We start from the raw sequence: 21,029 nt of genomic DNA, 5'->3' as shown, positions 1-21,029 counted from the left end.
CGGCCCGTAGCTTCTCCTCAGGAGCCAGGGCTGGTGATTCCCGCCACGCCGATCCAGCCGCCCCTGCCCACCACGTGGAGCACCTCGCCACTCTCGCCCGCCCGGGAGCACCCTTGCCGCCGTCCACCGAGCCCCTGTCCCCGGCGCCCGCCGCACCCCGGCCCGGTGTGCTGCCGCTGACCACCCGCCAGGCCGAACGGCGCCGGCGGATCCTGCGGGCCGCGACCGCGCTGGCCGCCCGCGGCGGGTACGAGGCGGTGCAGATGCGGGAGGTCGCGGAGGGCGCGCAGGTCGCGCTGGGCACGCTGTACCGGTACTTCCCCTCCAAGGTGCACCTGCTGGTCGCGGTGATGCTGGAGCAGCTCCAGGGCCTGCACGAGCACATCCGGCGGCATCCGCCGACCGACCCCGAGCCCGCCCTGCGGGTCGCCGACACCCTCACCCGGGCCTTCCACGCGCTGCAGCGCGAACCGCTGCTCGCCGAGGCGATGGTCCGGGCGCTGTCCTTCGCGGACCGCTCGGTCGGCGCCGAGGTGGACCAGGTCAGCGTGGCCACCGGGCAGCTCATCCTGGACGCGATCGGCCAGTCCGGGCCACCCAGCGAGAGCCAGCGCGCGGCGGTCCGGGTCATCGAGCACACCTGGCACTCGGCGCTCGTGGCCTGGCTGTCCGGACGCGCCTCGATCGCCGAGGTCCGGGCCGACCTGCACACCGCGGCGCGGCTGCTCACCCTGCCGTGAGCCCGCCTGCCCGGCCCGCGCCGACTGGAACCTGTTCCTGTGGCGGCCGGGATACCGGCGGGGGTACCGGTGGGGGTGGCGGCGGCGCTCCGGCGGCTAGAGTCGACGGGCAGCACAACTCCATCCCGCTCCTCCCCCGGGGGAAGCCGGTGCGAATCCGGCGCTGACCCGCAACCGTGAGTCCCGGCCGCCACGGCCGCCGGACGAGTCGGAGCACCCGGGGCGGGGCGAGCGGCCCGTCCGGACGCGCGCGCCCGGCACCGTCGAGGACTACGGAACGGCCCCCGCCAGGGCCACCACCGCTCACCGAAAGGCACGACCGCACCATGCTCACCGCCGCCCGCCTGGGCGCCGCCGCCCTGTCCGCCGCGCTGCTCGCCGGCATCGCCGCCGGCCCGGCCCTCGCCGACAGCCCCGCCCCCACCCCGGCCGCCGTCCCCGACGGCCTGTACGGGAAGAGCGACCCGACGTACGACGGCGTGTGGCGGCAGTCGCTGGCGCTCACCGCGCTCACCGCTGCCAAGGTCACCCCGGCCGACTCGGCGGTCGGCTGGCTCACCGGCCAGCAGTGCGAGGACGGCGGCTGGCCCTCCTACCGGGCGGCCGGGGCGCCCTGCGACCCCAAGACCGAGGACAGCAACGCCACCGCCGTCGCCATCCAGGCCCTGGTCGCCCTCGGCGGACACCAGCCCGCCGTCGACAAGGGCGTCGCCTGGCTCAAGGCCAACCAGAACACCGACGGCAGCTGGGCCTACAACCCCGGCAGCCCCGGCGACGCCAACTCCACCGGACTCGCCGTCAACGCGCTGTTCGCCGCCAGGACCGATCCGGCCGGCGTCACCAAGGCCGGCAAGAACGCCTTCGACGGCCTCGCCCGCTTCCAGCTCGGCTGCACCGCCCCCGCCGACCAGCGCGGCGCCTTCGCCTACCAGCCGGACACCGCCACCGGCGCCCTCGCCCCCAACGGCCTCGCCAGCGGCCAGGCCGCGCTCGCCGCCGCCGGCGGACACCTGCCGGCCGCCAACTCGGTGCGCGCCGACACCCCGCCCAAGCCGCTCGCCTGCGCCGACGGCTCCGCGCCCGCCACCGTCCCGCACGCCGAGGCGGGCGAGGCCGTCGGCGCCTACCTCACCGCCCAGCTCACGGCTGGAGACAACCACCTCACCCTCACCACCCCGGGCGCCGCGCCGAGCCCCGACTACACCGCGACCGCCTGGGCCGCCCTCTCCCTCATCCAGAGCGGCCACCCCGAGCAGGCCACCAACGCCGTCGACTGGCTGGACGCACAGGCGGACACCTGGACCAAGAACGGCACCGACGCCGGCGCCACCGCCACCCTGCTCCTCGTCGCCCAGGCCGACCACCGCTCCACCGCCGACCTCACCGGCAAGCTGACCGCCCTCGGCCCCACCCCCAAGGCTGCCCCGGCCACCACGGACGAGGCCACCCCGGCCAAGAAGAAGACCGACGGGATCAGCCAGTACTGGATCATCGGCGTCGGCCTCCTCATCGGCATCGGCGGCGGGCTCCTCCTCAGCCTCCAGCGCAAGCGCAACCCGAACCTCTGATGCCGCCGACCACCCGCACCCGCCCCGCCCAGCCGTCTTCGGGCGGGGCGGCCCGCGCCGCCGTACCCGCCCCGCGCGGCCACCGGCCCGAGGCGCACGCCATCGGCCGTAGCACCCGTGCCGCCCGTTCCGCCCGTGCCGCCCGGTGTGGCGCCGGTACCCGCGGCCGGCTCGCCGGACTGCTGCTGCCGTTGCTCGGGGTGCCGCTGGTCGGGGTGCTGCTGGTGGTCGCCGGGGCGGCGCCCGCCGAGGCCGCCGGGTACCGGTACTGGTCGTTCTGGCGCGGTGCCGGGAGCGGGAGCTGGGCGTACCAGCAGCAGGGCCCCGCGATCGCGGTGCCGTCGGACGGCGCCGTGGACGGGTGGCGGTTCGCGGTGAGTCCGGACGGCGGGCAGGACGCCGCCAAGCCGCGGACGGCCGGGAGCTTCGCCGACATCTGCGCGCAGACGCCCCCGCAGGAGGGCCGCAAGAGAGTGGCCGTCGTACTGGACTTCGGGACCGCCGAGGACGCCGGGGCAACCGGGGCGACGGTGCCCGGGCCGCGGACCGCCTGTGCCGCCGTCGCACCGCGGGCCACCTCCGCCGAGGTGCTGGCCGCCGTCGCGCCGCCGCTGCGGTACGACACCAACGGACTGCTGTGCGCCATCGCCGGGTACCCGTCGGCGGGCTGCGCCGACCAGGTCGGTGCGGCGGGCGCCGCCGCGCCGGGCGCCACGGCCTCCTCCGCCGACCACGGCGGCGGCCCGGACGTCGGGCTGATCGCCGGCGGCGCGCTGGTCGCCGTGCTCGCCGGCGGCGCCGTCTGGCAGGCACGCCGCCGCCGTCGCGCCCCGTGAAGCCGCGAGGTCGAGAAGCCGTGACGCCGTGAGCCCTTGAACCCTTGACGTCGAGAAGCCGTGAAGCCGCGAGGTCGAGAAGCCGTGACGTCGTGAACCCCAGCCAGGCCGCACCCGATCCAGGAACGTCTCCGTGAGCCGCACCACCCGCCGCCGCCCCCGAACGCCCACCGGTCCCCGCCAGCTGCACCCCGGGGCCTGGTGGTTGTGGGCGCTCGGGCTGGGCGCGGCGGCGACCCGCACCACCAACCCGGCGATCCTGCTGCTGCTCGCCGCCGTCGCCGGGTACGTGGTCGCGGCGCGCCGCGGCGACGCGCCCTGGTCGCGGTCGTACGGGGCGTTCCTGCGGCTGGGGCTGCTGGTGCTGGGCATCCGGCTGGTGTTCGCCGTCTTCCTCGGCTCGCCGATCCCCGGCACCCATGTGCTGTTCACCCTTCCCGAAGTGCCGTTGCCCGCTTGGGCGCAGGGGGTGCGGATCGGCGGCCGGGTGACGGTCGAGGGCCTGCTCGCGGCGCTGTACGACGGGCTGCGGCTGGCCACCCTGCTGATCTGCGTCGGCGCCGCCAACTCCCTGGCCAGCCCGGCCCGGCTGCTGCGGACCCTGCCCGGCGCGCTCTACGAGGCGGGCGTCGCCGTGGTGGTGGCGATGACCTTCGCCCCGAACCTGGTCGCCGACGTCCGCCGGCTGCGCGCCGCACGCCGACTGAGAGGCCGTACGGACAAGGGCGTGGCCGCCGTGCTGAGCGTCGGACTGCCGGTACTGGAGGGCGCGTTGGAGCGGTCGATCGCGCTGGCGGCAGCCATGGACACCCGCGGCTTCGGCCGGACCGCCGACGTGCCGCGCCGGCTCGCCCGGGTGACGGCCGCGCTCACCCTGGCCGGACTGCTCGGGGTCTGCCTGGCCGCGTACGGCCTGCTGACCGCCGGCGGCGCGGGCTGGGCGCTGCCCGTGCTGGCGCTCGGCCTGGCCGCCGCCTTCGTCGGACTACTGCTCGGCGGCCGACGCACCGTCAGAACCCGGTATCGGCCCGACCCTTGGGCGCTGCCGGAGTGGCTGACCGCCGGTTCCGGCGCCGCCGTGGCGGCCCTCACCGGCTACCTCGCCGCACAGGACCCGGCCGCCTTCGCCCCCACCGTCGTCCCGCCGACCGTCCCGGTCCTGCCGCTCGCCGCCGTACTGACCGCGCTGCTCGGCCTGGTGCCGGCGTTCGCCACCCCGACCCCGCCCCGGAGGGCATCGTGATCACCTTCGAGCAGGTCTCCGTCCGGTACGCGGACTCGGCCGCGCCCGTCCTGGCCGGCGTGGACCTCACCGTCCCCGAGGGCGAACTCTGCCTGCTGGTGGGCCCGTCGGGCTCCGGCAAGTCCACCCTGCTGGGCACGGTCAGCGGCCTGGTGCCGCACTTCACCGGCGGCGTGCTGCACGGCCGGGTCACCGTCGGCGGCCGGGACACCCGCGAGCACCGGCCGCGCGAACTCGCCGACCTGGTCGGCACGGTGGGACAGGACCCGCGGGCGCACTTCGTCACCGACACCGTCGAGGACGAACTCGCCTACGGCATGGAGTCGCTGGGCCTGCCGGGCGACGTGATGCGCCGCCGGGTCGAGGAGACCCTCGACCTGCTCGGCCTCGCCGACCTGCGCGACCGCGCACTGGGCTCGCTGTCCGGCGGCCAGCAGCAGCGCGTCGCGATCGGCTCGGTGCTCACCGTGCACCCGCGGGTGCTGGTCCTGGACGAGCCGACCTCGGCGCTCGACCCGGGCGCGGCCGAGGAGGTGCTGTCCGTCCTGCAGCGGCTGGTCCACGACCTTGGCACCACCGTCCTGATGGCCGAGCACCGGCTGGAGCGGGTCGTCCAGTACGCCGACCAGGTGCTGCTGCTGACCCCGGGCGCGCCCCCGGTGCTGGGGGAGCCGGCCGAGGTGATGGCGCACTCCCCGGTCCACCCGCCGGTCGTCGGCCTCGGCCGACTTGCGGGCTGGCGGCCGCTGCCGCTGTCGGTGCGCGACGCCCGGCGCAAGGCCGGCGCGCTCCGGGAACGGCTCGACGGCCGGGCGCCCGCTGCCGCGCCTGCCCCCGCCCCCGCTTCTGCGCCCGCCCCCGCCGCCGCTTCTGCGCCTGCCCCCGCCCCTGCGCCCGCTTCTGCGCCCGCCCCTACCGGTGAGCCGATCGCCGTCGCCGACCGCCTCGCCGTGCGGCGCGGCCCGGTGCACGCCCTGCGCGGCGTCGACCTCGCCCTCCGCCCCGGCGAGATCACCGCCCTGATGGGCCGCAACGGCGCCGGCAAGTCCACCCTGCTGGGCTCCCTGGTCGGCCTGCACGCCCCCGCCTCCGGCAGCGTCCGGGTCGGCGGCCGCGTCCCGCACCGCACCCGGCCCGCGGAGCTGATCCGCGCGGTCGGCCTCGTCCCGCAGGACCCGCGCGACCTGCTGTACGGCGAATCGCTCGCCGCCGAGTGCGCGGCCGCGGACTCGGACGCGGACGCCGCCCCGGGCACCTGCCGCGCGCTGGTCGAGCGCCTGCTGCCCGGCCTCGCGGACACCGCCCACCCGCGCGACCTCTCCGAAGGCCAGCGGCTCACCCTCGCGCTCGCCGTCGTGCTCACGGCCCGTCCCCCGCTGCTGCTGCTCGACGAGCCGACCCGTGGCCTGGACTACGCCGCCAAGGCCCGACTGGTGGACGTCCTGCGCGGCCTCGCCGCCGAGCGGCACGCCGTCCTGCTGGCCACGCACGACGTCGAGCTCGCGGCCGAACTCGCCCACCGCACGGTGATCCTGGCCGAGGGGGAGGTCGTCGCGGACGGCCCGACCGCGGAGGTGGTGGTCTCCTCGCCCGCCTTCGCCCCGCAGGTCGCCAAGGTGCTGGCCCCGGGACCGTGGCTCACCGTCGGACAGGTCGCGGAGGCTCTGGACGCATGAACCGACCGGTCCCGCTCGGCCGTCGCTCCATCGCGACGCTCCTGCTCGTCTCCGCCGTCGGTGTCGCCGCCTTCGGCTGGCCGCTGCTCGCCTCCACCGGGTCCGCCCTGGTGGGCCACTCGGCCGACGCGCCCTGGCTGTTCGCGCTCCTGCTCCCGCTCCTGCTCGCCGTGGTCGTCGCGCAGATCTCCGAGGGGCGCGAGGCGGGCGGCGGCGCGCCCGGGCTGGACGCCAAGTCCGTGGCGCTGCTGGGCGTCCTGGCCGCGGCGGGCGCGGCCCTGCGCCCGCTCGGCGCGGGCACGGCGGGCCTGGAGCCGATGTTCTTCCTGATGGTGCTGTCCGGGCGGGTGCTCGGACCGGGATTCGGCTTCGTGCTGGGCTCGTTGTCGATGTTCGCCTCCGCCCTGCTCACCGGCGGGGTCGGACCGTGGCTGCCGTTCCAGATGCTGGCGATGGGCTGGGTATGCCTCGGCGCCGGGCTGCTGCCGGGCCCCGCCACGCTGCGCGGCCGCCGCGAACTGCTGCTGCTCGCCGGGTACGGCGCTCTCGCGTCGGTCCTCTACGGCACCGTCATGAACCTGCAGGGCTGGCCGTACATCGGCGGGCTCGCGGGCTCCATCTCCTTCGTCCCGGGCGACCCGGTCGGCGCCAACCTGGTCCGCTTCGCCGCCTACTGCCTGACCACCTCGCTGGGGTGGGACCTGCCGAGGGCCGCCCTGACCGTCGTCCTGTGCCTCACCCTCGGCACGCCCGTGCTGCGCGCCCTGCGCCGGGCGACCCGCCGCGCCGCCTTCGACGCGCCGGTGAGCTTCCGCCCGCCGGAGGGGTGACCGGCGCTTCCGGCGCGCCGTGCGCCGTGCGCCGTGCGCCGTGCGCCGTGCGCCGCCGCGCCGGCGGCACCGGTCACACGGGGACGGCGGCCGGCCGCCGGCGCACCGGCCGCATGACGTCCGGTCAGCCGCCGTGGCCCGTCCGGGCGCCGAACATGCCGCCGCGGGAGGCGAGTTCCTTGATCATGACCCCGGCTCGGCCGCTGACATGAGCGCTCCGGAGGGTGTCGTCGCGGTGGGTGAACTGACCGACGGCGTCGTTGCGGCCGAGGGTGACGGCCCGCGCGAGGTAGCGCACGCGGTACGGCTCGGGGGTGCGGCCGGCGATCAGACGGGCCATGGTGTCGACGGCGTGGACGGCCTGCGGGCCGGCGACGGCGCAGGCGAAGCGGGCGCCGGGGACGGCCGCGCAGTCCCCGATGGCGAAGATCCGTTCGTCATCGACGCTCCGCAGCGCGGTGTCGACGACGGCGCGGCCGTCCCCGTCGACAGTGAGGCCGCTGCGCGTCGCCAGGTCGGGGACACCGGAGACGATCGCCCACAGGGTGAGGTCGGAGAGCAGCGCCACGCCCGACCGCAGGTGCACGACGCCCTCGCCCGCCCCGGTCACCCCGTCGTCCACGATCTCCACCCGCAGCCGTTCCAACCCGGCGCGCACCTTGCGGTACGCCCGGCCGGAGAACGTGTCCCCGACCGCCGGCCCGACGATCCGCAGCGTCAGGTCCGGCCTCGCCTCGGCCACCTCCGCAGCCGTCTCGACCCCCGTCGCGCCGCCGCCGACGACCGTCACGGTGCCGCCCGCCGACAGCGAGGCCAGCGCCGTCCGCGCGCGCTCCGCCCCCTCCCACGTGCCCACCGGCACGGTGCCCGGCAGCGGCCGCACCGTGCTGCCGACGGCGAGGAACGCCCAGTCGAAGTCCAGGCGCGTGCCGTCCTCCAGCACCACCCGCCCGTCGCCGATCCGCTCGGCGGCACCGACCCTCAGCGTGACCCCCTCGCGCAGCATGGACGCCAGCGGCGTCGCGGCGACGGCCGTCCCGGCCACCTGCTGGTGCAGCCGGACACGCTCCACGAAGTCGGGGCGCGGATTGACCACCGTGACCTCGGCGCCCCTCACCTTGCGGGTGACCCGGTTGGCCGCGAGCATCCCCGCGTACCCGGCTCCCACCACGACGACCCTCGTCTCGGGCCCTGTCCTCATTGCGGCCTCCCTGCCGGTGCGATCGGTCGCCGAGGAGATGCCGGCGGACCGCGGGCCGTGACACCGCGCGGGGTGTGAGGCGGGTCACCCCTCGCGGCGTGTCACGGAACGGCGGGGTCCGGCGTCCTGTGGACAGCGCACCCGATCCGAAGGAGACCGAGATGAGCAGCGAGGACGGCCATCGTCCCGACCCGGCCACCGACGCGTTCGTCGCCCACCGCAACCTGCTGTTCACCGTCGCCTACGAGATGCTCGGCTCGGCGGTGGACGCCGAGGACGTCCTGCAGGAGACCTGGCTGCGCTGGTCGGGCGTCGACCTCGCCACCGTCCGCGACCACCGCGCGTACCTGGTCCGGATCACCACCCGGCAGGCGCTCGGCCGGCTGCGCACACTCGGCCGGCGCAAGGAGTCGTACGTCGGCCCGTGGCTGCCCGAGCCGCTGCTCACCTCGCCCGACGTGGCCGAACAGGTCGAGCTGGCCGACAGCATCTCGATGGCGATGATGATGGTCCTGGAGACCCTCGCACCCACCGAGCGGGCGGTGTTCGTCCTGCGGGAGGTGTTCGCCCTCGGGTACGACGAGATCGCCGAGGCCGTCGACAAGACCCAGGCCGCGGTCCGCCAGATCGCCCACCGGGCACGGGCCCACGTCGCGGCACGCCGGCCGCGCGGCGGCGCGGTCTCGGCGGACGAGGCCCGGACGGCCATCGCCGCCTTCCAACGAGCCGTCGAGACCGGCGACTTGCAGGAGCTGCTGGACCTCCTCGCCCCGGACGTGGTCGCCCTCAGCGACGGCGGCGGCATCAAGCAGGCGATGCCCCGGCCCACCGTCGGCGCCGAGCGGGTGGGCCGCCTGCTGTCCGCCGGGATCGCGGTGTGGGGCCCGACGGGCACGGCGGAGCCGGCCCAGGTCAACGGCCACCCGGCGCTGGTCCTGCGGGTCGACGGCGAGATCGACGTGGTGGTGGCGATGCGGCTGGACGAGGGGCGGATCACCGGCATCTACTCGGTGCGCAACCCGGAGAAGCTGACGCACATGACCCGGGAGACGGCGGTGAGCCTCGGAGCGGTGGGCCGCTGAGCGGAGTGCCCGCGAGTGGTCCGCCCGCGCGGGGGATCCGCCGAGCGGACGGCGGGGTCTCCCGGCCGCGCATCGCCGCCGGCGGCCGCGCAGGCGGACGCGGCGCCCCCGTACGCTGTCCCGCAACACGGACACGCGAGGGCGGCCGGGAGTCGGGGAAACCAGTGGAACTAGGTCAGTTGCGCGTTTTCGAGGCCGTCGTCGCCCACCGCACCGTCACCGGCGCCGCGGTGGCGCTCGGGCTCGCCCCGTCCTCCGTCTCCGAGCAGATCCGCACGCTGGAACGGAGTCTCGGCACCGGGCTGTTCGAGCGGGCCCCGCGCGGCCTGACCCTCAGCGCGGCCGGGGAGCGGCTGCTGCCGTGGTCCCGGCGGCTGTTGGACCAGGCCGAGCAGGCACGGCGCGAGGTGGTCGCGGCCCGCGCCCGGCTGCGGCTCGGCGCGCTGGAGACGATCGCGGCCACCCACGTGCCCGCCGTGCTGGCCCGCCTCGCCGACCGCCGGCCCGACCTGGAGATATCCCTGCACACCGACACCGCCCGGGACGGCCTGCTCGGCGGGGTGGCGGCCGGGGCGCTGGAGGCGGCACTGATCCTGGACACCGCCGGTCCGCTCGGCGAGCTCGGCTTCTACCTGCCGCCGGCCCCGCTCGACCACGTGGACCTGGAGGACGTCCCACTCGTCCTGGTCGCCGCCCCCACCGACCCGCTCGCCGGTGTCACCCCGCTCAGCCGCGAGGACCTGCGCGGTCGCCGACTCCTCGTCAACTCCCCCGCCTGCTCCTTCCACCTCGCCGGGGAGCGGCTGCTCGGCCAGGACGTCGACCGGGTCCGCACCGGCGGCGTGGCCGTCACCCGCGCCTGCGCCGAACAGGGCCTCGGCATCGCCCTCCTGCCCGCGTTCGCCGTCCACGACCAGCTCGCCGCCGGCACGCTGGTCCGCCTCCCCCTCGACACCCCGCCGCTCCACCTGCGCCTGGTCTGGCGGGCCGACCGCGAGACCGTCCCGGGCCTGCGCGAGGTCCTCCACGCCGCCTCGGCCTGAACTCCCCCCGGCCAGCCCCACGGCACCGCCCCGCCCGAGCCGCCACGCACCACGGGCCCCGCCCCTCCCGCAGGAGGGACGGGGCCCGCCGCACGCGCAGCCCGCGCCGGGTACCGGCTCAGTCGCCCTTCGGCCCGGCCGACTGGACGACCTCGAAGGACCACAGGGTGGACCCGGAGGCGGCCGGCCGCTTCGGAGCCTCGCCCTCAGCACCGTTCTGGTGGGCCGCCTTCATCGGGCCCTCCATCCAGGCCGTGAAGTCCTCCTCGCTGCGCCAACGGGTGTACACGAGGTACTGATCGGTGCCCTCGACCGGCCGGAGCAGTTCGAACCACTCGAAGCCGTCCGAGTTCTCCACCGCGCCGGCCCGGGAGGCGAAGCGCTGCTCCAGCACCTCGCGCTGCTCGGCCGGAACCGTCAGCACGTTGATCTTGACGACGGACATGCCGCTCCTCACTGGTTCGCCGGGGCCGCGCGTGCGGGCGCCGGCTCGGTCACTGCGAGCAGTCTCCTACACCTCACACCCGGTGGTTCACGCGATCCAGGCCGGGAGGACGCGGTCGGCGTCGCGCGGGGCGAGGGCGCAGGCGCCGTCGGGGGTGCGGGCGTCGGGGTTGTAGGCACGGGAGGGGGAGGTGGAGGCGACGACGGCGGTGAAGCCCTCGGCGGTGGAGACCTGGCGGGCGGTGTCGGCCGGGAGGACGAGGGTGTCGCCCGCGCCGACGGCGAGGGCCTCTCCGGCCAGGTCCACCGAGGCGGACCCGCTGAGGAAGGTCCAGATCTGCTCGGCCTCCATGGCGTGCAGCGGCCCCTGGGCGCCGGCCCGCATCTCGACCCGCCACAGTGCCAGCGAGGTCGAGCCCTGGGTGGGCGAGGCGTAGGTGGTCATGACGGCGTTCGGGGTCTCGGAGCGGCGGGCGTCGGAGAGGCGGATCACGGACATGGCGGAGGGACCCCCTAAGATGGACAATGAAGTTGTCTATATGGTCAATGAGGTTGTCTATCGTGTCAAGTGAGCCGCGTGAGCCGAGCGAACTGCCCCCGCCGGGCTTCGAACTGCCGCTGCGCCTGCTGTTCGCCTTCCGAACGATCATCGACGAGCTGCACGAGCGGATCGCCCGCGAAGGGCATCCGGACCTCCGTCCGATGCACGGCTTCGTCTTCCAGGCGATCGGGCCGCACGGCACCACCGCCGTCGAACTCGGCCGCCGCCTCGGCGTCTCCAAGCAGGCGGCGGGCAAGACCATCGAGGGCCTGGAGCAGTCGGGCTACGTCGAGCGCGGCAGTGACCCGGCCGACGCCCGGCGCAAGGTGGTCCGGCTCACCGGCCGGGGGGTGGACTGCCTGGTCCGGTCGGCCCGGATCTTCGACGAGCTGCGCGCCGAGTGGTCCGCCGTGCTCGGCGAGGAGCAGCTGCGCCAGGTGGAGGACGGCCTGCGCCGGCTCGCCCCCGGCGACCCGTTCCGGCTCGACACCCCCCGCTGGTTCGGCGCGCCGTGAGCCGGCGCGGGGCCGGTCCGCACGCCCCGCGCCCCACCGCACCGGATCACTCCCCGGGGAGTCCGCGCGTCGCGAGGGTCTGGTTCTTGTACGCCCTGACGCCGGTGATCTCGGTGCCGAACCAGTCCGGCGGGGTGAAGCCCTCGGCCTCGGCGGTCGAGTCGAACTCCACCTCGACGGTGCGCAGCCCGGCCAACCGGCCCTGGTAGACGTCGAGGTGGACGGTGACGCCCGCCGCGTCGAAGGTGTAGCGGTCCTTGGCCAGCCGGGCACCGGCGGTCCCGGGCCAGAGCCCGGTGAACTCCTCCTCGTCGAGCTCGCGTTCCACCTCGACGCGGACCGCCGGGCCCTCCCCCTTGCCGCGCTTGACGCCGAGGACGCGGCTGCCGCCGATCCGCCGCAGCCGCACCTCCGTGCCGTCGTCCGTGATCGCGATGTAGCCCTGCTCGATGGGCTGTCGCACCGCCGTCGCCGGCGGCTCGAAGGAGTCCACCAGGAACTTGCGCTCGATCTCGAGCGGCATGCCGCATCCCTTCGACGCTCTCCCCGGCAGCGGTCGCGCGGCCGGGACCGGTACGCGACGATACGTCACCCGGCAGCGCCCCGGCGCCCGGACGGCCCGAGGCCGCCTCCCCCCGCTCCGACGACTCCCGCACCGACTCCCGCACCGACTCCCGCACCGACTCCCGCTCCGACTCCCCCGCCGCTCCGCTCACCCGCCCCGCCGTCAGAACGACCGGCCCTCGGCCCGGTGCGGCGGCTCCGGGCCGACCGGGTCGGGCCGGTCCCGCCGGTCGGCGCCCAGCGTGGAGCTGAGCTTGGTCAGCAGCTCGGCGAGGTCGGCGTACTGCTCCTCGTCCCAGTCCCCGAGCAGCTCGGAGAGCTGGGTGCGCCGGGCGGCGACCAGCCGCAGCGCCGCCTGCTCGCCCGCCTCGGTGAGCCGCAGCGGCAGCCCGCCGCTCCGCGCGGCGAGCCCCCGGCCCTCGACCTCCCGGACGGCCTCCTCGACGACGGCGATCGGCACGATCCGCCGCTCGGCCAGCTCCGCGGGCTCGACCGAGCCGTGCTGGTGCATCTGCAGGAGCAGCCAGCTGGAGGCCGGCAGCAGGTCCAGCCCGGCGGTGGCGGTGATCCGCCGGAAGAGGTCGCGCCGGGCCTCGCGGCTGCTCAGCACCGAGAGCGCGCGGGCGATCTCGTCCAGGGAGCTGCGCTCGACCGGGTTGAGTCCGATCGACTCGCCGAGGTCCGGGGCGGTGACGGTGGTGCGCAGCTTCTGCTCCCGCAGGAACAGCGACAGCACGAAGGCGACCATCACGACGGGTGCCGCGTACAGGAAGACCCGGGTGATCGACTCGGCGTAGGCGTGGTGCACCCCGTCCTGGACGGCGGCCGGCAGCCGGGAGACGACCCGCGGGTCGGAGGTGATGGCCTCGGGCCGGAAGCCGGGCGGCAGCGGCACCCCGGCGAGGGCGTCGGCGAGCCGGCTGTTCAGGCCGCTCGCGAAGACCGTTCCGAAGACGGAGACGCCGAAGGAGGCGCCGATGGAGCGGAAGAAGGTCGCGCCCGCGGTGGCCACGCCGAGGTCCTCGTAGCCGACGGAGTTCTGCACGATCAGCACCAGCACCTGCATCACCAGGCCCAGACCGAGGCCGAACACCAGGAAGCAGCCGCTCATCTCGGCGGTGCTGCTGTGCTCGTCCAGCCGGGAGAGCAGCAGCAGGCCGACGGTCGTCACGGCCGTCCCGGCGATCGGGAAGACCCGGTAGTGCCCGGTGCGGGCGACGATCTGGCCGGAGCCGATCGAGGTGACCAGCATGCCCAGCACCATCGGCAGCATGTGGATGCCGGACATGGTCGGCGAGACCTGCTTGACCACCTGGAGGAAGGTCGGCAGGTAGGTGAGCGCGCCGAACATCGCGAACCCGACCACGAAGGAGATCACCGCGACCAGGCTGAAGGTCCGCGAGCGGAACAGCCGCAGCGGCAGCACCGGCTCCGCCGCCGACCGCTCGACCGCGACGAAGGCGAGCAGCAGCACCAGTCCGAGCACGCCGAGCCCGACGATCTGCCAGGAGCTCCAGGCCCAGGTGGTGCCGCCGAGCGAGGTCATCAGCACCAGGCAGGTGGCGACGGCCGCGATCAGGACGGTGCCGGGGTAGTCGATCCGGTGCTCGCGCCGCACCTCCCGGCCGTGCAGCGCGGCGGCGATCACCAGCAGGGCGACCACGCCGATCGGCAGGTTGACGTAGAAGACCCAGCGCCAGCTGAGGTGGTCGACGAACAGCCCGCCGAGCAGCGGCCCGAGCACGCTGGTGACGCCGAAGACGGCGCCGAACAGGCCCTGGTAGCGGCCGCGGTCCCGGGGCGGGACGAGGTCGCCGACGATCGCCTGGGAGAGCACGATCAGCCCGCCGCCGCCCAGCCCCTGCACGGCCCGGAAGGCGATCAGCTCGCCCATGTTCCCGGCGATCCCGCACAGCACCGAGCCGAGCAGGAAGATCACGATGGATGCCTGGAAGAAGCGCTTCCGGCCGTACATGTCGCCGAGCTTGCCCCACAGCGGGGTCGCGGCGGTGGAGGCCAGCAGATAGGCGGTGACCACCCAGGAGAGGTGTTCCAGACCGCCCAGGTCGCTGACGATGGTGGGCAGCGCGGTCGAGACGATGGTCTGGTCGAGGGCGGCGAGCAGCATCGCCAACAGCAGCGCGCCGATCGGCACCCAGAGCCCTCGGGCGGCGGTGGCCGGCGGACCGGGCCGGTCCGCCGGGCTCCGGCCGGACGCGGCGAGCGGGTCCGTCATGGCGTCTCCGTGGGCATGGCGTCTCCGTGGGGGTCGCGGGTCCGCGGGGCGGCGGGTCCGAGTGGGTCGCGGGTCCGTGTGGGTCGTGGGTCCGTGGGGCGTGGGTCCGGCAGACGGACCCGCGCGGATGATCACTCCCAGCTCACCCATGCTGGCAGATTCGTCCGCATTTGTTCCTCCGGGTTGAGCCGAACGTCACCACCGGCCCCGTCGACGGCCTCCCGGACGTTCCCGGCGGAGCCAATCGGCACCAACCGGCACAACACCCCCGCCCGGCGCCGGACGACCCTGTCCACCCCCCGGACCGTCCTGCATAATCAGGCGCGATCGTGCGCCCGGGCCCGCCCCCGGAGCCGCCGAGACCGTCACGAGACCGACGCGAAGCCGAGGAGGACCGGCCGATGCCGGACCAGCACTGCCCGACGTGCGGCACCGCACGCTCGACCGGGTGCGGCTGCGTCCCGGACCCGAGCCTCACCGAGACCGCCGTCCTCCCCCATCTGGAGGGCCCGCCGCTGGTCCGCCCCTACGTGCCGCAGGCCGCGGACCAGGTGGCCGGGGGAGCGCCAGCGGACGCACCGGGCGTGGACCCCTTCGCGACCACCGTGCTGCCCCCGGTCGCCCCGGGACAGCCGACGGCGCCCGGCGGACCGGTCGCTCCCCCGCTCGGCCCGGACGCCGACGCGTACGCCACCACCGTGCTGCCGCCCGTCCCGACGGGGCAGCCCCCGCTGGGGCCGGATGCCGACTCCTACGCCACCACGGTGCTGCCGCCGGTGCCGCCGCCCTCCGGGGCGGGCGCCTACCGCGCAGGGCCGCCGCAGCACCCCGCCGACGGCGAGATCGGGCTCTTCCCCTTCGACAACGGCCCGGCCGACCCCGGCCCTCCGGCCGGCGGCCGGGCCGCGCGACGGGCGGCCGAGCAGGGCTCCGGCAACCCGCTGGCCGGGCGCAAGGGGCTGCTGGCCGGGGTCGGCGCCGCCCTGGTGGCGCTCACCATCGGCCTCGCGTACGCGGTGACCCCCTCCTCCGAGCCCGACGCCAAGCAGGCGCAGCCGCTGCCGACCACCACCCTGGCACCGGCCCCGGTGGACCCGAGCCCCGCGGCCGTGCCCACCGCCACCGCGCCGGCACCGTCCGGCTCGGCCCCCAGCCCGTCGGCGACGCCCTCCCGCAAGCCGACGCCGACGAAGACGGCCACCCCGACGCCGACCCCCACGCCGACCGTGCCCCCGCCGCCGGTGCCGACGCCCGCGCCGACCCCGACCCCGACGCCGACGCCCACCGCCGCCCCGACCACACCGCCGCCCGCCCCGCGCGTGCTGAAGCGCGGGATGAGCGGGCCCGACGTCCTGGCCATGCAGCAGCGTCTGTACGCCGCCGAATGCGGATTCGTCGACAAGTCGATCATCACCGGGACCTTCGACTACTGGACGGAGTCGGTGCTCAGCACCTACCAGGCCGAGAACCAGATCAAGGGCGAGAAGGGCGTCTACGGTCCCAAGACCCAGGCCTTCCTCGCCGCCGACCCCGGCTGCTGACCCCGGCCCACCCCAGACCCGCGCGCTGACCCGCGCCCGGACACGCGCGAACGGGTGGTGCCCGCCGCTCGGCGGGCACCACCCGTTCACCGCTCCCCGGCCGTCAGCCGGTGATCGCCCCGAAGATGCTGACCCCCGCCAGCACCACCATGATCGACGCCGCCACCCGGATGATCAGCTTCATCGGCACGTGCTTCAGCAGCTTCTGCCCGCCCACGATGGCGATCCCGCCGACCGCGCACAGCGCCAGCCAGGAGCCGATGCCGACGGCCAGCGGGTCGGCGTACTTGGCGGCCAGGTTGGCGGTCATGATCTGGGTCAGGTCGCCGAACTCGGCGATCGCGACCACCACGAAACTGGCCCCGGCCACCTTCCAGAAGCTGTTCGAGGACGGCTCCTTGGCCGCGTGCCCGTCCTCGTCCCCGCCGCCGTGGAACAGCAGCATCGCCGCACCGGCCAGGAAGAGCACGCCGGTGACGCCCTCCACCCAGCGGTGCGGCAGCAGCGACAGCAGGTGCCCGGCGACGAGCGCGATGCCCACCTGCAGGGCGAACGCGGCGGCGATGCCCGCGAAGACGTAGCTCGCCCGGTACTTGGTGCCGAGCACCAGACTGGCCAGCGCGGTCTTGTCCGGCAGTTCGGCCAGGAAGATGATGCCGAAGGTCAACGCGGCAACGGTCAGACTCATCAGGGGTTGGATTCCTCGGTCGGGCTGCCCGGCCTCCGCAGCTCCGTCAGGGGACGCTTCGGCCCGACAGCACTGGTCATGGTCACAGCACTGCGGCCGAAGGTCTCGCCGGCAACGCTCCGCGAGCGGTGCCCCGGGCGCCGGGCCCCTGGGGGCCAGTATGTCGACGGTCCGGTGGAGGGCTACTCCCCTTCAACGCCCGCCAGCCTACCGGACGGCGTCGGGTGGCCCGACCGGCACCTTTCCCCGGCCGACCAGTTCCAGCACCACCACGATCGCCACCGACTCCACCGCCAGCAACCCGATCAGCACGAACAGCTGCACCGCCCCCGCCTGCACCGGCGAGGCCCCTCCGAGCAGCATCCCCACGAAGGCCCCGGGCAAGGTGACCAGGCCAACCGTACGGGTCTGGTCCAGGGCCGGGACGAGCGAGGTCGCCGCGGCCGTGCGACAGATCTCCAGCCGCGCCTCGCGCTCCTCGAAGCCCAGCGCCAGCGCCGCCTCCACCTCGCCGCGCCGCTGCCGCAGCTCGTCCAGGGCGCGCCGACCGGCCAGCGAGGTCGCGGTGAGCGCACCCCCGATCAGGATGCCCGCGACGGGGATGACCGACAGGCCCTCGGGCGGCAGCAGCCCGACCGCCAGCAGCAGGGCGAGCACCGGCAGCACCCCGGCGCCGATCGGGGCGGCCGCCCACGCCCACCCCGGCCCGGGCGTCATCCGGCGCCCCGCGGTGCGCACCGCGACCGAGAACATCAGCACGACGAACAGCGCCGACCACCAGAGCGAGCCGACCACCCAGGTGATCACCGCGGCGACGGCCGCCAGCTGCACCACGGCCCGCAGCCCGGCCCGCAGCACCGCGGGCCCGTGACCGAGCCGTCCCCGCCCCGCCACCGCGACGGCGGCCAGCAGCAGGACCGCGGTGACCACCCCGAGCAGCGGGGTGACCGGCAGCAGCTGCCCGCCGGACGCCGCCAGGGACACCGCGCCGGACACCGATATGGATGCCGCCCCGGACGCCGACACCGGCGTCAGCCCCGGCTCCGGCGCCGCTGGTTCCATCAGATCCAGCTGGTGAACCACATCCGGTCCTGCCAGGACGACATCGGGATCACCTCCGCCGTGTACAGCGGGTAGAAGAAGGCGAAGCAGCCGACGATCGCCAGCACGACCGCCCCTGCCCCGATCGCGCCGATCCGGCGGCGCTCGGGGCTGCATCCGGGCGGGCCGAGGATCGCGCCGAGCATCTGGGCGACGGCCAGGCACAGGAACGGCACCAGCACGACCATGTAGAAGGAGAAGATCGTCCGCTCCTGGTAGCGGAACCAGGGCAGGTAGATCCCGGCCACCGCGCACAGCACCGCGCCCGAGCGCCAGTCCCGCCGGAAGAACCAGCGCCACAGCAGGTAGACCAGCGCGAAGCAGGCCGCCCACCAGAGGAACGGCGTGCCCAGGCCGAGGATCTGCGCCGCGCAGCCGCCGGAGGAGGTGCAGCCGCGGGTGCCGTTCGGGACCTGCTCCCAGTACATCGAGACCGGGCGGCCGTCCACCAGCCAGGCGAAGGGGTTGGACTGGTAGGTGTGCGGGGTGCTCAAGCCGGTGTTGAAGTCGTACATCTGCGAGTGGTAGTGCCACAGGCTGCGCAGCGGCGCGGGCACCCAGCTCATCGACACCTGCGGCAGCGGGATGCCGAGGAAGCTGTCCGGGGAGAGCCCGGCCCGGCCGTCGGCCCAGTGCCGGTCGTACCCGCCCTCGCCGTTGCCGCCGCTGAGCAGCCAGCCGCCCCAGGCGCCCACGTACACCACCAGGGCGGAGCCGACCATGGCGAGCAGGGCGGGTACGGCGTCCCGGCGCAGCATCGAGCGCCAGGGGTGGCGGGCGCCGGCCCCGCGACGGCCGGCCTGGTCCCACAGGACGGTCAGCACGCCGAAGGCGGCGAGGACCGGGGCGCCGTTCCACTTGACGGCGCAGGCGGCGCCGATGAACACCCCGGCGGCGATCCGCCAGGGCCGCCACCCGAGCCGCACCCGGTCGCCGTCCACCGCCGCGGCGAGCCGGGCGCGGGCGTGGTCCCGGTCGATCAGCAGGCTGCCGAAGGAGGCGAGCACGAAGAACATCTGGATGCCGTCGAGCAGGCCGACCCGGCTCATCACCAGCTGCAGGCCGTCCACCGACATCAGCAGCGCGGCGGTGCAGCCGACCAGGGTGGAGCCGAAGAGCCGGCGGCCGATCCGGGCCAGCATCAGCACGGTGACGGTGCCGAGCAGGGCGGTCATGAACCGCCAGCCGAAGGGGTGCAGTCCGAACAGCTGCTCGCCGATCGCCATCACCCATTTGCCGAGCGGCGGGTGAGCGATGAACTCGGGCGCGGAGCCGAGCGGGACGGACTGCGGGACGGCCAGGATGTCGGCGTTGGCGTGGTCGGGCCAGCTGCCCTCGTAGCCCTGCCGCAGGAGCGACCAGGCGTCCTTGGGATAGTACGTCTCGTCGAAGACGAAGGCGTTGGGGTAGCCGAGGTGCCAGAACCGCAGCAGACCCGCGAAGAGCGCCACGCCGATCGGGCCGAGCCAGCCGGAGTGGTCGGCCGCCCAGCGGACCAGGCCCCCGCGCGGGGCCGGTGCGGGGGCCTCGGCGGCCGGGGCCGCCGGGGGGTGCGTGAGGGCCGCTTGCGTCATAGCCTCGCCGATTCGCCAGTCTGCTCTGCCCGGGCCCGGGCGCCGTGGCCGGATCCGGGCGGTCAACAGCCACTGACACTATGTGGCGGTGCTCGTGAAGCCAAGCGCGACGGGCGCCGACCAGGTGACCCGGTCGGCGCCCGTTTCGCGCGTTGGCCCGCTCCCGCCCTACGCGGCGGTCTGCAGCTCGCGGACCGGGGCGGTGCGGACCACGACCGGCGCGGCGTTGTCCTGCTCCGGCGTGAGGTGCCGGCGCAGCCGCAGCGCCAGGGTGACGATCAGCAGCGTGCAGCCCGCCATCGCCGCCAGGTAGAGCGGCCAGGTGCCGGAGCCGACCAGCAGCACGCCGACGGCCGGGCCGACCGCGATGGCGATCTGCTTCACCAGGGCGTACCCGGCGTTGTAGGTGCCGAGCAGTCGGGCCGGGGCGAGGTCGGCGACCATCGGGCCCATGGTGGGCGCGAGCAGCGACTCGCCGACGCCGAACAGGGCGTAGATCGAGACGATGGCGACGGTGGCGGCCATGGTCTCGGTCCGGATCAGACCGGCCAGCAGGGCCATCGCCCAGGCGCCGAGCCAGACCAGGCCGGCCGCGGCCATCGCGGTGGTGCGGCGGCGGCGCGCGGTGATCCGCACCATGAACATCTGCAGCAGCACGATGGTCAGCGCGTTGGCGCCGATGGCGAAGCCCAGCGTGGACGGCGCGGTGCCGACGGTGTCGGTGGCGAAGGCCGCGACCCCGGACTCGAACTGGCCGTAGCAGGTGAAGAAGATCAGCCCGGCGAGCAGGCAGAGGCGCAGCATCGCCTTGTCGGCGACCAGCGCGCGCAGGCCGGTCGGGCCGTCGCCCTTCTCGTGGACCGGGCTCAGCTGGAACCGCGGCATCCGGGCGGTGCCGGTGACCAGCGCCAGGCCGAGGAACGTCGCCGCCTCGATGGTGAACAGCCGGGTGAGGCTGGCCGGGTCGGAGACGTCCACGATCTGCCCGCCGACCAGCGCGCCGATGCCCATGCCCAGGTTGACCAGGGTGAACTGCAGCGCGAAGGCGTGCGAGCGGGTCGCCGCCGTAGAGCAGCGGACGATCATCGTGGCGAGCGCCGGCTGGCAGGTGGTGACGCCCGCGCCGAACAGGAAGGAGGAGACCAGCAGGGCCGGGGTACCGGTGGCGTGGCCGAAGGCGAACGCACCGGTGGCGGCGAGCGCCGTACCGGCCAGCAGCACCGGACGGGGACCGTACGTGTCGATGCCGCGCCCGGTGAACGGCAGGACGGCGAGCGCCGCCAGTGCGAAGACGGTGAACACCATCCCGGCCGCCAGCGAGCCCAGCCCGCGCACCTGGTCCACGTACACGAACATGTACGGCATCGTGAACCCGCTGCCGAACGCGCTGAGCGCGTTGCCGATCTGGACGCGGCGCAGCGGGCCGCCCGCTCCACGCCGCTGCCTCTGCTGCTTCACCGTGCCGGCCACCGTGCACATCCCTTCCTGGTTTCGACTGGATACTCTTAAGTCCAGAAGATTTCAGAGCTAAAGTTTGACGAGATAAAGTCTTAGCACCAGAAGGCTGTGGAGTCAAAGGCTTAAGGGGTGCACCCTCGTGCGACAC

19 protein-coding genes and 1 riboswitch are annotated in these 21,029 nt (G+C 75.1%); of the genes, 10 read left to right on the top strand and 9 right to left on the bottom strand.

Going from position 1 to position 21,029, the window contains the following annotated elements; translation table 11 throughout:
- Nucleotides 1-113: 113 nt before the first annotated feature.
- The 6 genes from ACZ6Y7_RS16760 to ACZ6Y7_RS16735 all read left to right on the top strand — a co-directional run bounded on the left by ACZ6Y7_RS16760 (nt 114) and on the right by ACZ6Y7_RS16735 (nt 6,893).
- Entirely contained in the window at nt 114-740 is a 627-nt protein-coding gene (locus ACZ6Y7_RS16760; RefSeq protein ID WP_465758615.1) for a TetR family transcriptional regulator, read from the top strand.
- Between the two features lie 139 nt (nt 741-879).
- Nucleotides 880-959: riboswitch (cobalamin riboswitch) on the top strand.
- 107 nt (nt 960-1,066) lie between these two features.
- Nucleotides 1,067-2,308, top strand: coding sequence for a prenyltransferase/squalene oxidase repeat-containing protein (locus ACZ6Y7_RS16755; protein ID WP_465758614.1), 1,242 nt, complete (start codon nt 1,067-1,069; stop codon nt 2,306-2,308).
- Entirely contained in the window at nt 2,308-3,144 is an 837-nt protein-coding gene (locus ACZ6Y7_RS16750; RefSeq protein WP_465758613.1) for an SCO2322 family protein, read from the top strand. Before ACZ6Y7_RS16755 ends, ACZ6Y7_RS16750 begins: the two co-directional genes overlap by 1 nt.
- A gap of 133 nt (nt 3,145-3,277) precedes the next feature.
- Complete coding sequence (locus tag ACZ6Y7_RS16745) at nt 3,278-4,387, top strand: energy-coupling factor transporter transmembrane protein EcfT (protein WP_465758612.1); 1,110 nt, start codon at nt 3,278-3,280, stop codon at nt 4,385-4,387.
- Nucleotides 4,384-6,063: an ABC transporter ATP-binding protein gene (locus ACZ6Y7_RS16740; RefSeq protein ID WP_465758611.1), complete on the top strand. Its 1,680-nt coding sequence runs from the start codon at nt 4,384-4,386 to the stop codon at nt 6,061-6,063. The genes ACZ6Y7_RS16745 and ACZ6Y7_RS16740 overlap by 4 nt, the downstream gene beginning before the upstream one ends.
- Nucleotides 6,060-6,893, top strand: a complete 834-nt coding sequence (locus ACZ6Y7_RS16735; RefSeq protein WP_465758610.1) for an ECF transporter S component — start codon at nt 6,060-6,062, stop codon at nt 6,891-6,893. Before ACZ6Y7_RS16740 ends, ACZ6Y7_RS16735 begins: the two co-directional genes overlap by 4 nt.
- A 124-nt stretch (nt 6,894-7,017) precedes the next feature.
- On the opposite strand, the gene ACZ6Y7_RS16730 is transcribed toward ACZ6Y7_RS16735, so the two are convergent.
- Nucleotides 7,018-8,094, bottom strand: coding sequence for an NAD(P)/FAD-dependent oxidoreductase (locus ACZ6Y7_RS16730; protein WP_465758609.1), 1,077 nt, complete (start codon nt 8,092-8,094; stop codon nt 7,018-7,020).
- A 161-nt stretch (nt 8,095-8,255) separates the two neighbouring features.
- Here ACZ6Y7_RS16730 and ACZ6Y7_RS16725 point away from each other — a divergent pair, with 161 nt between their 5' ends.
- Together ACZ6Y7_RS16725 and ACZ6Y7_RS16720 are read left to right on the top strand one after the other, a co-directional pair.
- Nucleotides 8,256-9,176, top strand: coding sequence for an RNA polymerase sigma-70 factor (locus tag ACZ6Y7_RS16725; RefSeq protein ID WP_465758608.1), 921 nt, complete (start codon nt 8,256-8,258; stop codon nt 9,174-9,176).
- 179 nt (nt 9,177-9,355) lie between these two features.
- Entirely contained in the window at nt 9,356-10,219 is an 864-nt protein-coding gene (locus ACZ6Y7_RS16720) for a LysR family transcriptional regulator (RefSeq protein WP_465758607.1), read from the top strand.
- Nucleotides 10,220-10,337: 118 nt separating this feature from the next.
- Here ACZ6Y7_RS16720 and ACZ6Y7_RS16715 read toward each other — a convergent pair whose 3' ends face one another.
- On the bottom strand, nt 10,338-10,664 hold the full coding sequence (locus ACZ6Y7_RS16715; RefSeq protein WP_465758606.1) for an antibiotic biosynthesis monooxygenase family protein: 327 nt from the start codon (nt 10,662-10,664) through the stop codon (nt 10,338-10,340).
- 87 nt (nt 10,665-10,751) lie between these two features.
- Nucleotides 10,752-11,162, bottom strand: a complete 411-nt coding sequence (locus ACZ6Y7_RS16710; RefSeq protein WP_465758605.1) for a cupin domain-containing protein — start codon at nt 11,160-11,162, stop codon at nt 10,752-10,754.
- Between the two features lie 62 nt (nt 11,163-11,224).
- Between ACZ6Y7_RS16710 and ACZ6Y7_RS16705 the strand changes: the two genes are divergently transcribed.
- Complete coding sequence (locus tag ACZ6Y7_RS16705) at nt 11,225-11,719, top strand: MarR family winged helix-turn-helix transcriptional regulator (protein WP_465758604.1); 495 nt, start codon at nt 11,225-11,227, stop codon at nt 11,717-11,719.
- 46 nt (nt 11,720-11,765) lie between these two features.
- Here the strand turns inward: ACZ6Y7_RS16705 and ACZ6Y7_RS16700 are convergent, their stop codons facing one another.
- Together ACZ6Y7_RS16700 and ACZ6Y7_RS16695 are read right to left on the bottom strand one after the other, a co-directional pair.
- On the bottom strand, nt 11,766-12,242 hold the full coding sequence (locus ACZ6Y7_RS16700; RefSeq protein ID WP_465758603.1) for a CYTH domain-containing protein: 477 nt from the start codon (nt 12,240-12,242) through the stop codon (nt 11,766-11,768).
- A gap of 204 nt (nt 12,243-12,446) precedes the next feature.
- A complete protein-coding gene (locus ACZ6Y7_RS16695) occupies nt 12,447-14,519 on the bottom strand; it encodes an MDR family MFS transporter (RefSeq protein ID WP_465758602.1) in 2,073 nt (690 codons plus the stop codon).
- Nucleotides 14,520-14,920: 401 nt separating this feature from the next.
- Here ACZ6Y7_RS16695 and ACZ6Y7_RS16690 point away from each other — a divergent pair, with 401 nt between their 5' ends.
- The gene (locus ACZ6Y7_RS16690; RefSeq protein ID WP_465758601.1) at nt 14,921-16,060 is read left to right on the top strand and encodes a peptidoglycan-binding domain-containing protein; all 1,140 of its coding nucleotides are present in this window, start codon (nt 14,921-14,923) and stop codon (nt 16,058-16,060) included.
- Between the two features lie 103 nt (nt 16,061-16,163).
- Here the strand turns inward: ACZ6Y7_RS16690 and ACZ6Y7_RS16685 are convergent, their stop codons facing one another.
- The 4 genes from ACZ6Y7_RS16685 to ACZ6Y7_RS16670 all read right to left on the bottom strand — a co-directional run bounded on the left by ACZ6Y7_RS16685 (nt 16,164) and on the right by ACZ6Y7_RS16670 (nt 20,881).
- Complete coding sequence (locus ACZ6Y7_RS16685) at nt 16,164-16,751, bottom strand: TMEM165/GDT1 family protein (RefSeq protein ID WP_465758790.1); 588 nt, start codon at nt 16,749-16,751, stop codon at nt 16,164-16,166.
- A gap of 204 nt (nt 16,752-16,955) precedes the next feature.
- A complete protein-coding gene (locus ACZ6Y7_RS16680) occupies nt 16,956-17,831 on the bottom strand; it encodes an ABC transporter permease (protein ID WP_465758600.1) in 876 nt (291 codons plus the stop codon).
- On the bottom strand, nt 17,810-19,423 hold the full coding sequence (locus tag ACZ6Y7_RS16675; RefSeq protein ID WP_465758599.1) for a dolichyl-phosphate-mannose--protein mannosyltransferase: 1,614 nt from the start codon (nt 19,421-19,423) through the stop codon (nt 17,810-17,812). Before ACZ6Y7_RS16675 ends, ACZ6Y7_RS16680 begins: the two co-directional genes overlap by 22 nt.
- A gap of 168 nt (nt 19,424-19,591) precedes the next feature.
- A complete protein-coding gene (locus ACZ6Y7_RS16670) occupies nt 19,592-20,881 on the bottom strand; it encodes an MFS transporter (protein ID WP_465758598.1) in 1,290 nt (429 codons plus the stop codon).
- Nucleotides 20,882-21,029 lie beyond the last annotated feature (148 nt).

The organism is Kitasatospora sp. NPDC053308 (genome assembly GCF_055585785.1).
The sequence above is the reverse complement of the archived record's forward strand: the minus strand, read 5'-3'. Positions and strand labels throughout refer to the sequence as shown.

Excerpts from the sequence above, each read along its gene's own strand:
- ACZ6Y7_RS16755 (WP_465758614.1), top strand. The coding sequence starts at position 1,067 with ATGCTCACCGCCGCCCGCCTGGGCGCCGCCGCCCTGTCCGCCGCGCTG.
- ACZ6Y7_RS16750 (WP_465758613.1), top strand. The coding sequence starts at position 2,308 with ATGCCGCCGACCACCCGCACCCGCCCCGCCCAGCCGTCTTCGGGCGGG.
- ACZ6Y7_RS16735 (WP_465758610.1), top strand. The coding sequence starts at position 6,060 with ATGAACCGACCGGTCCCGCTCGGCCGTCGCTCCATCGCGACGCTCCTG.
- ACZ6Y7_RS16730 (WP_465758609.1), bottom strand. The coding sequence starts at position 8,094 with ATGAGGACAGGGCCCGAGACGAGGGTCGTCGTGGTGGGAGCCGGGTAC.
- ACZ6Y7_RS16725 (WP_465758608.1), top strand. The coding sequence starts at position 8,256 with ATGAGCAGCGAGGACGGCCATCGTCCCGACCCGGCCACCGACGCGTTC.
- ACZ6Y7_RS16715 (WP_465758606.1), bottom strand. The coding sequence starts at position 10,664 with ATGTCCGTCGTCAAGATCAACGTGCTGACGGTTCCGGCCGAGCAGCGC.
- ACZ6Y7_RS16710 (WP_465758605.1), bottom strand. The coding sequence starts at position 11,162 with ATGTCCGTGATCCGCCTCTCCGACGCCCGCCGCTCCGAGACCCCGAAC.
- ACZ6Y7_RS16700 (WP_465758603.1), bottom strand. The coding sequence starts at position 12,242 with ATGCCGCTCGAGATCGAGCGCAAGTTCCTGGTGGACTCCTTCGAGCCG.
- ACZ6Y7_RS16695 (WP_465758602.1), bottom strand. The coding sequence starts at position 14,519 with ATGACGGACCCGCTCGCCGCGTCCGGCCGGAGCCCGGCGGACCGGCCC.
- ACZ6Y7_RS16690 (WP_465758601.1), top strand. The coding sequence starts at position 14,921 with ATGCCGGACCAGCACTGCCCGACGTGCGGCACCGCACGCTCGACCGGG.
- ACZ6Y7_RS16675 (WP_465758599.1), bottom strand. The coding sequence starts at position 19,423 with ATGACGCAAGCGGCCCTCACGCACCCCCCGGCGGCCCCGGCCGCCGAG.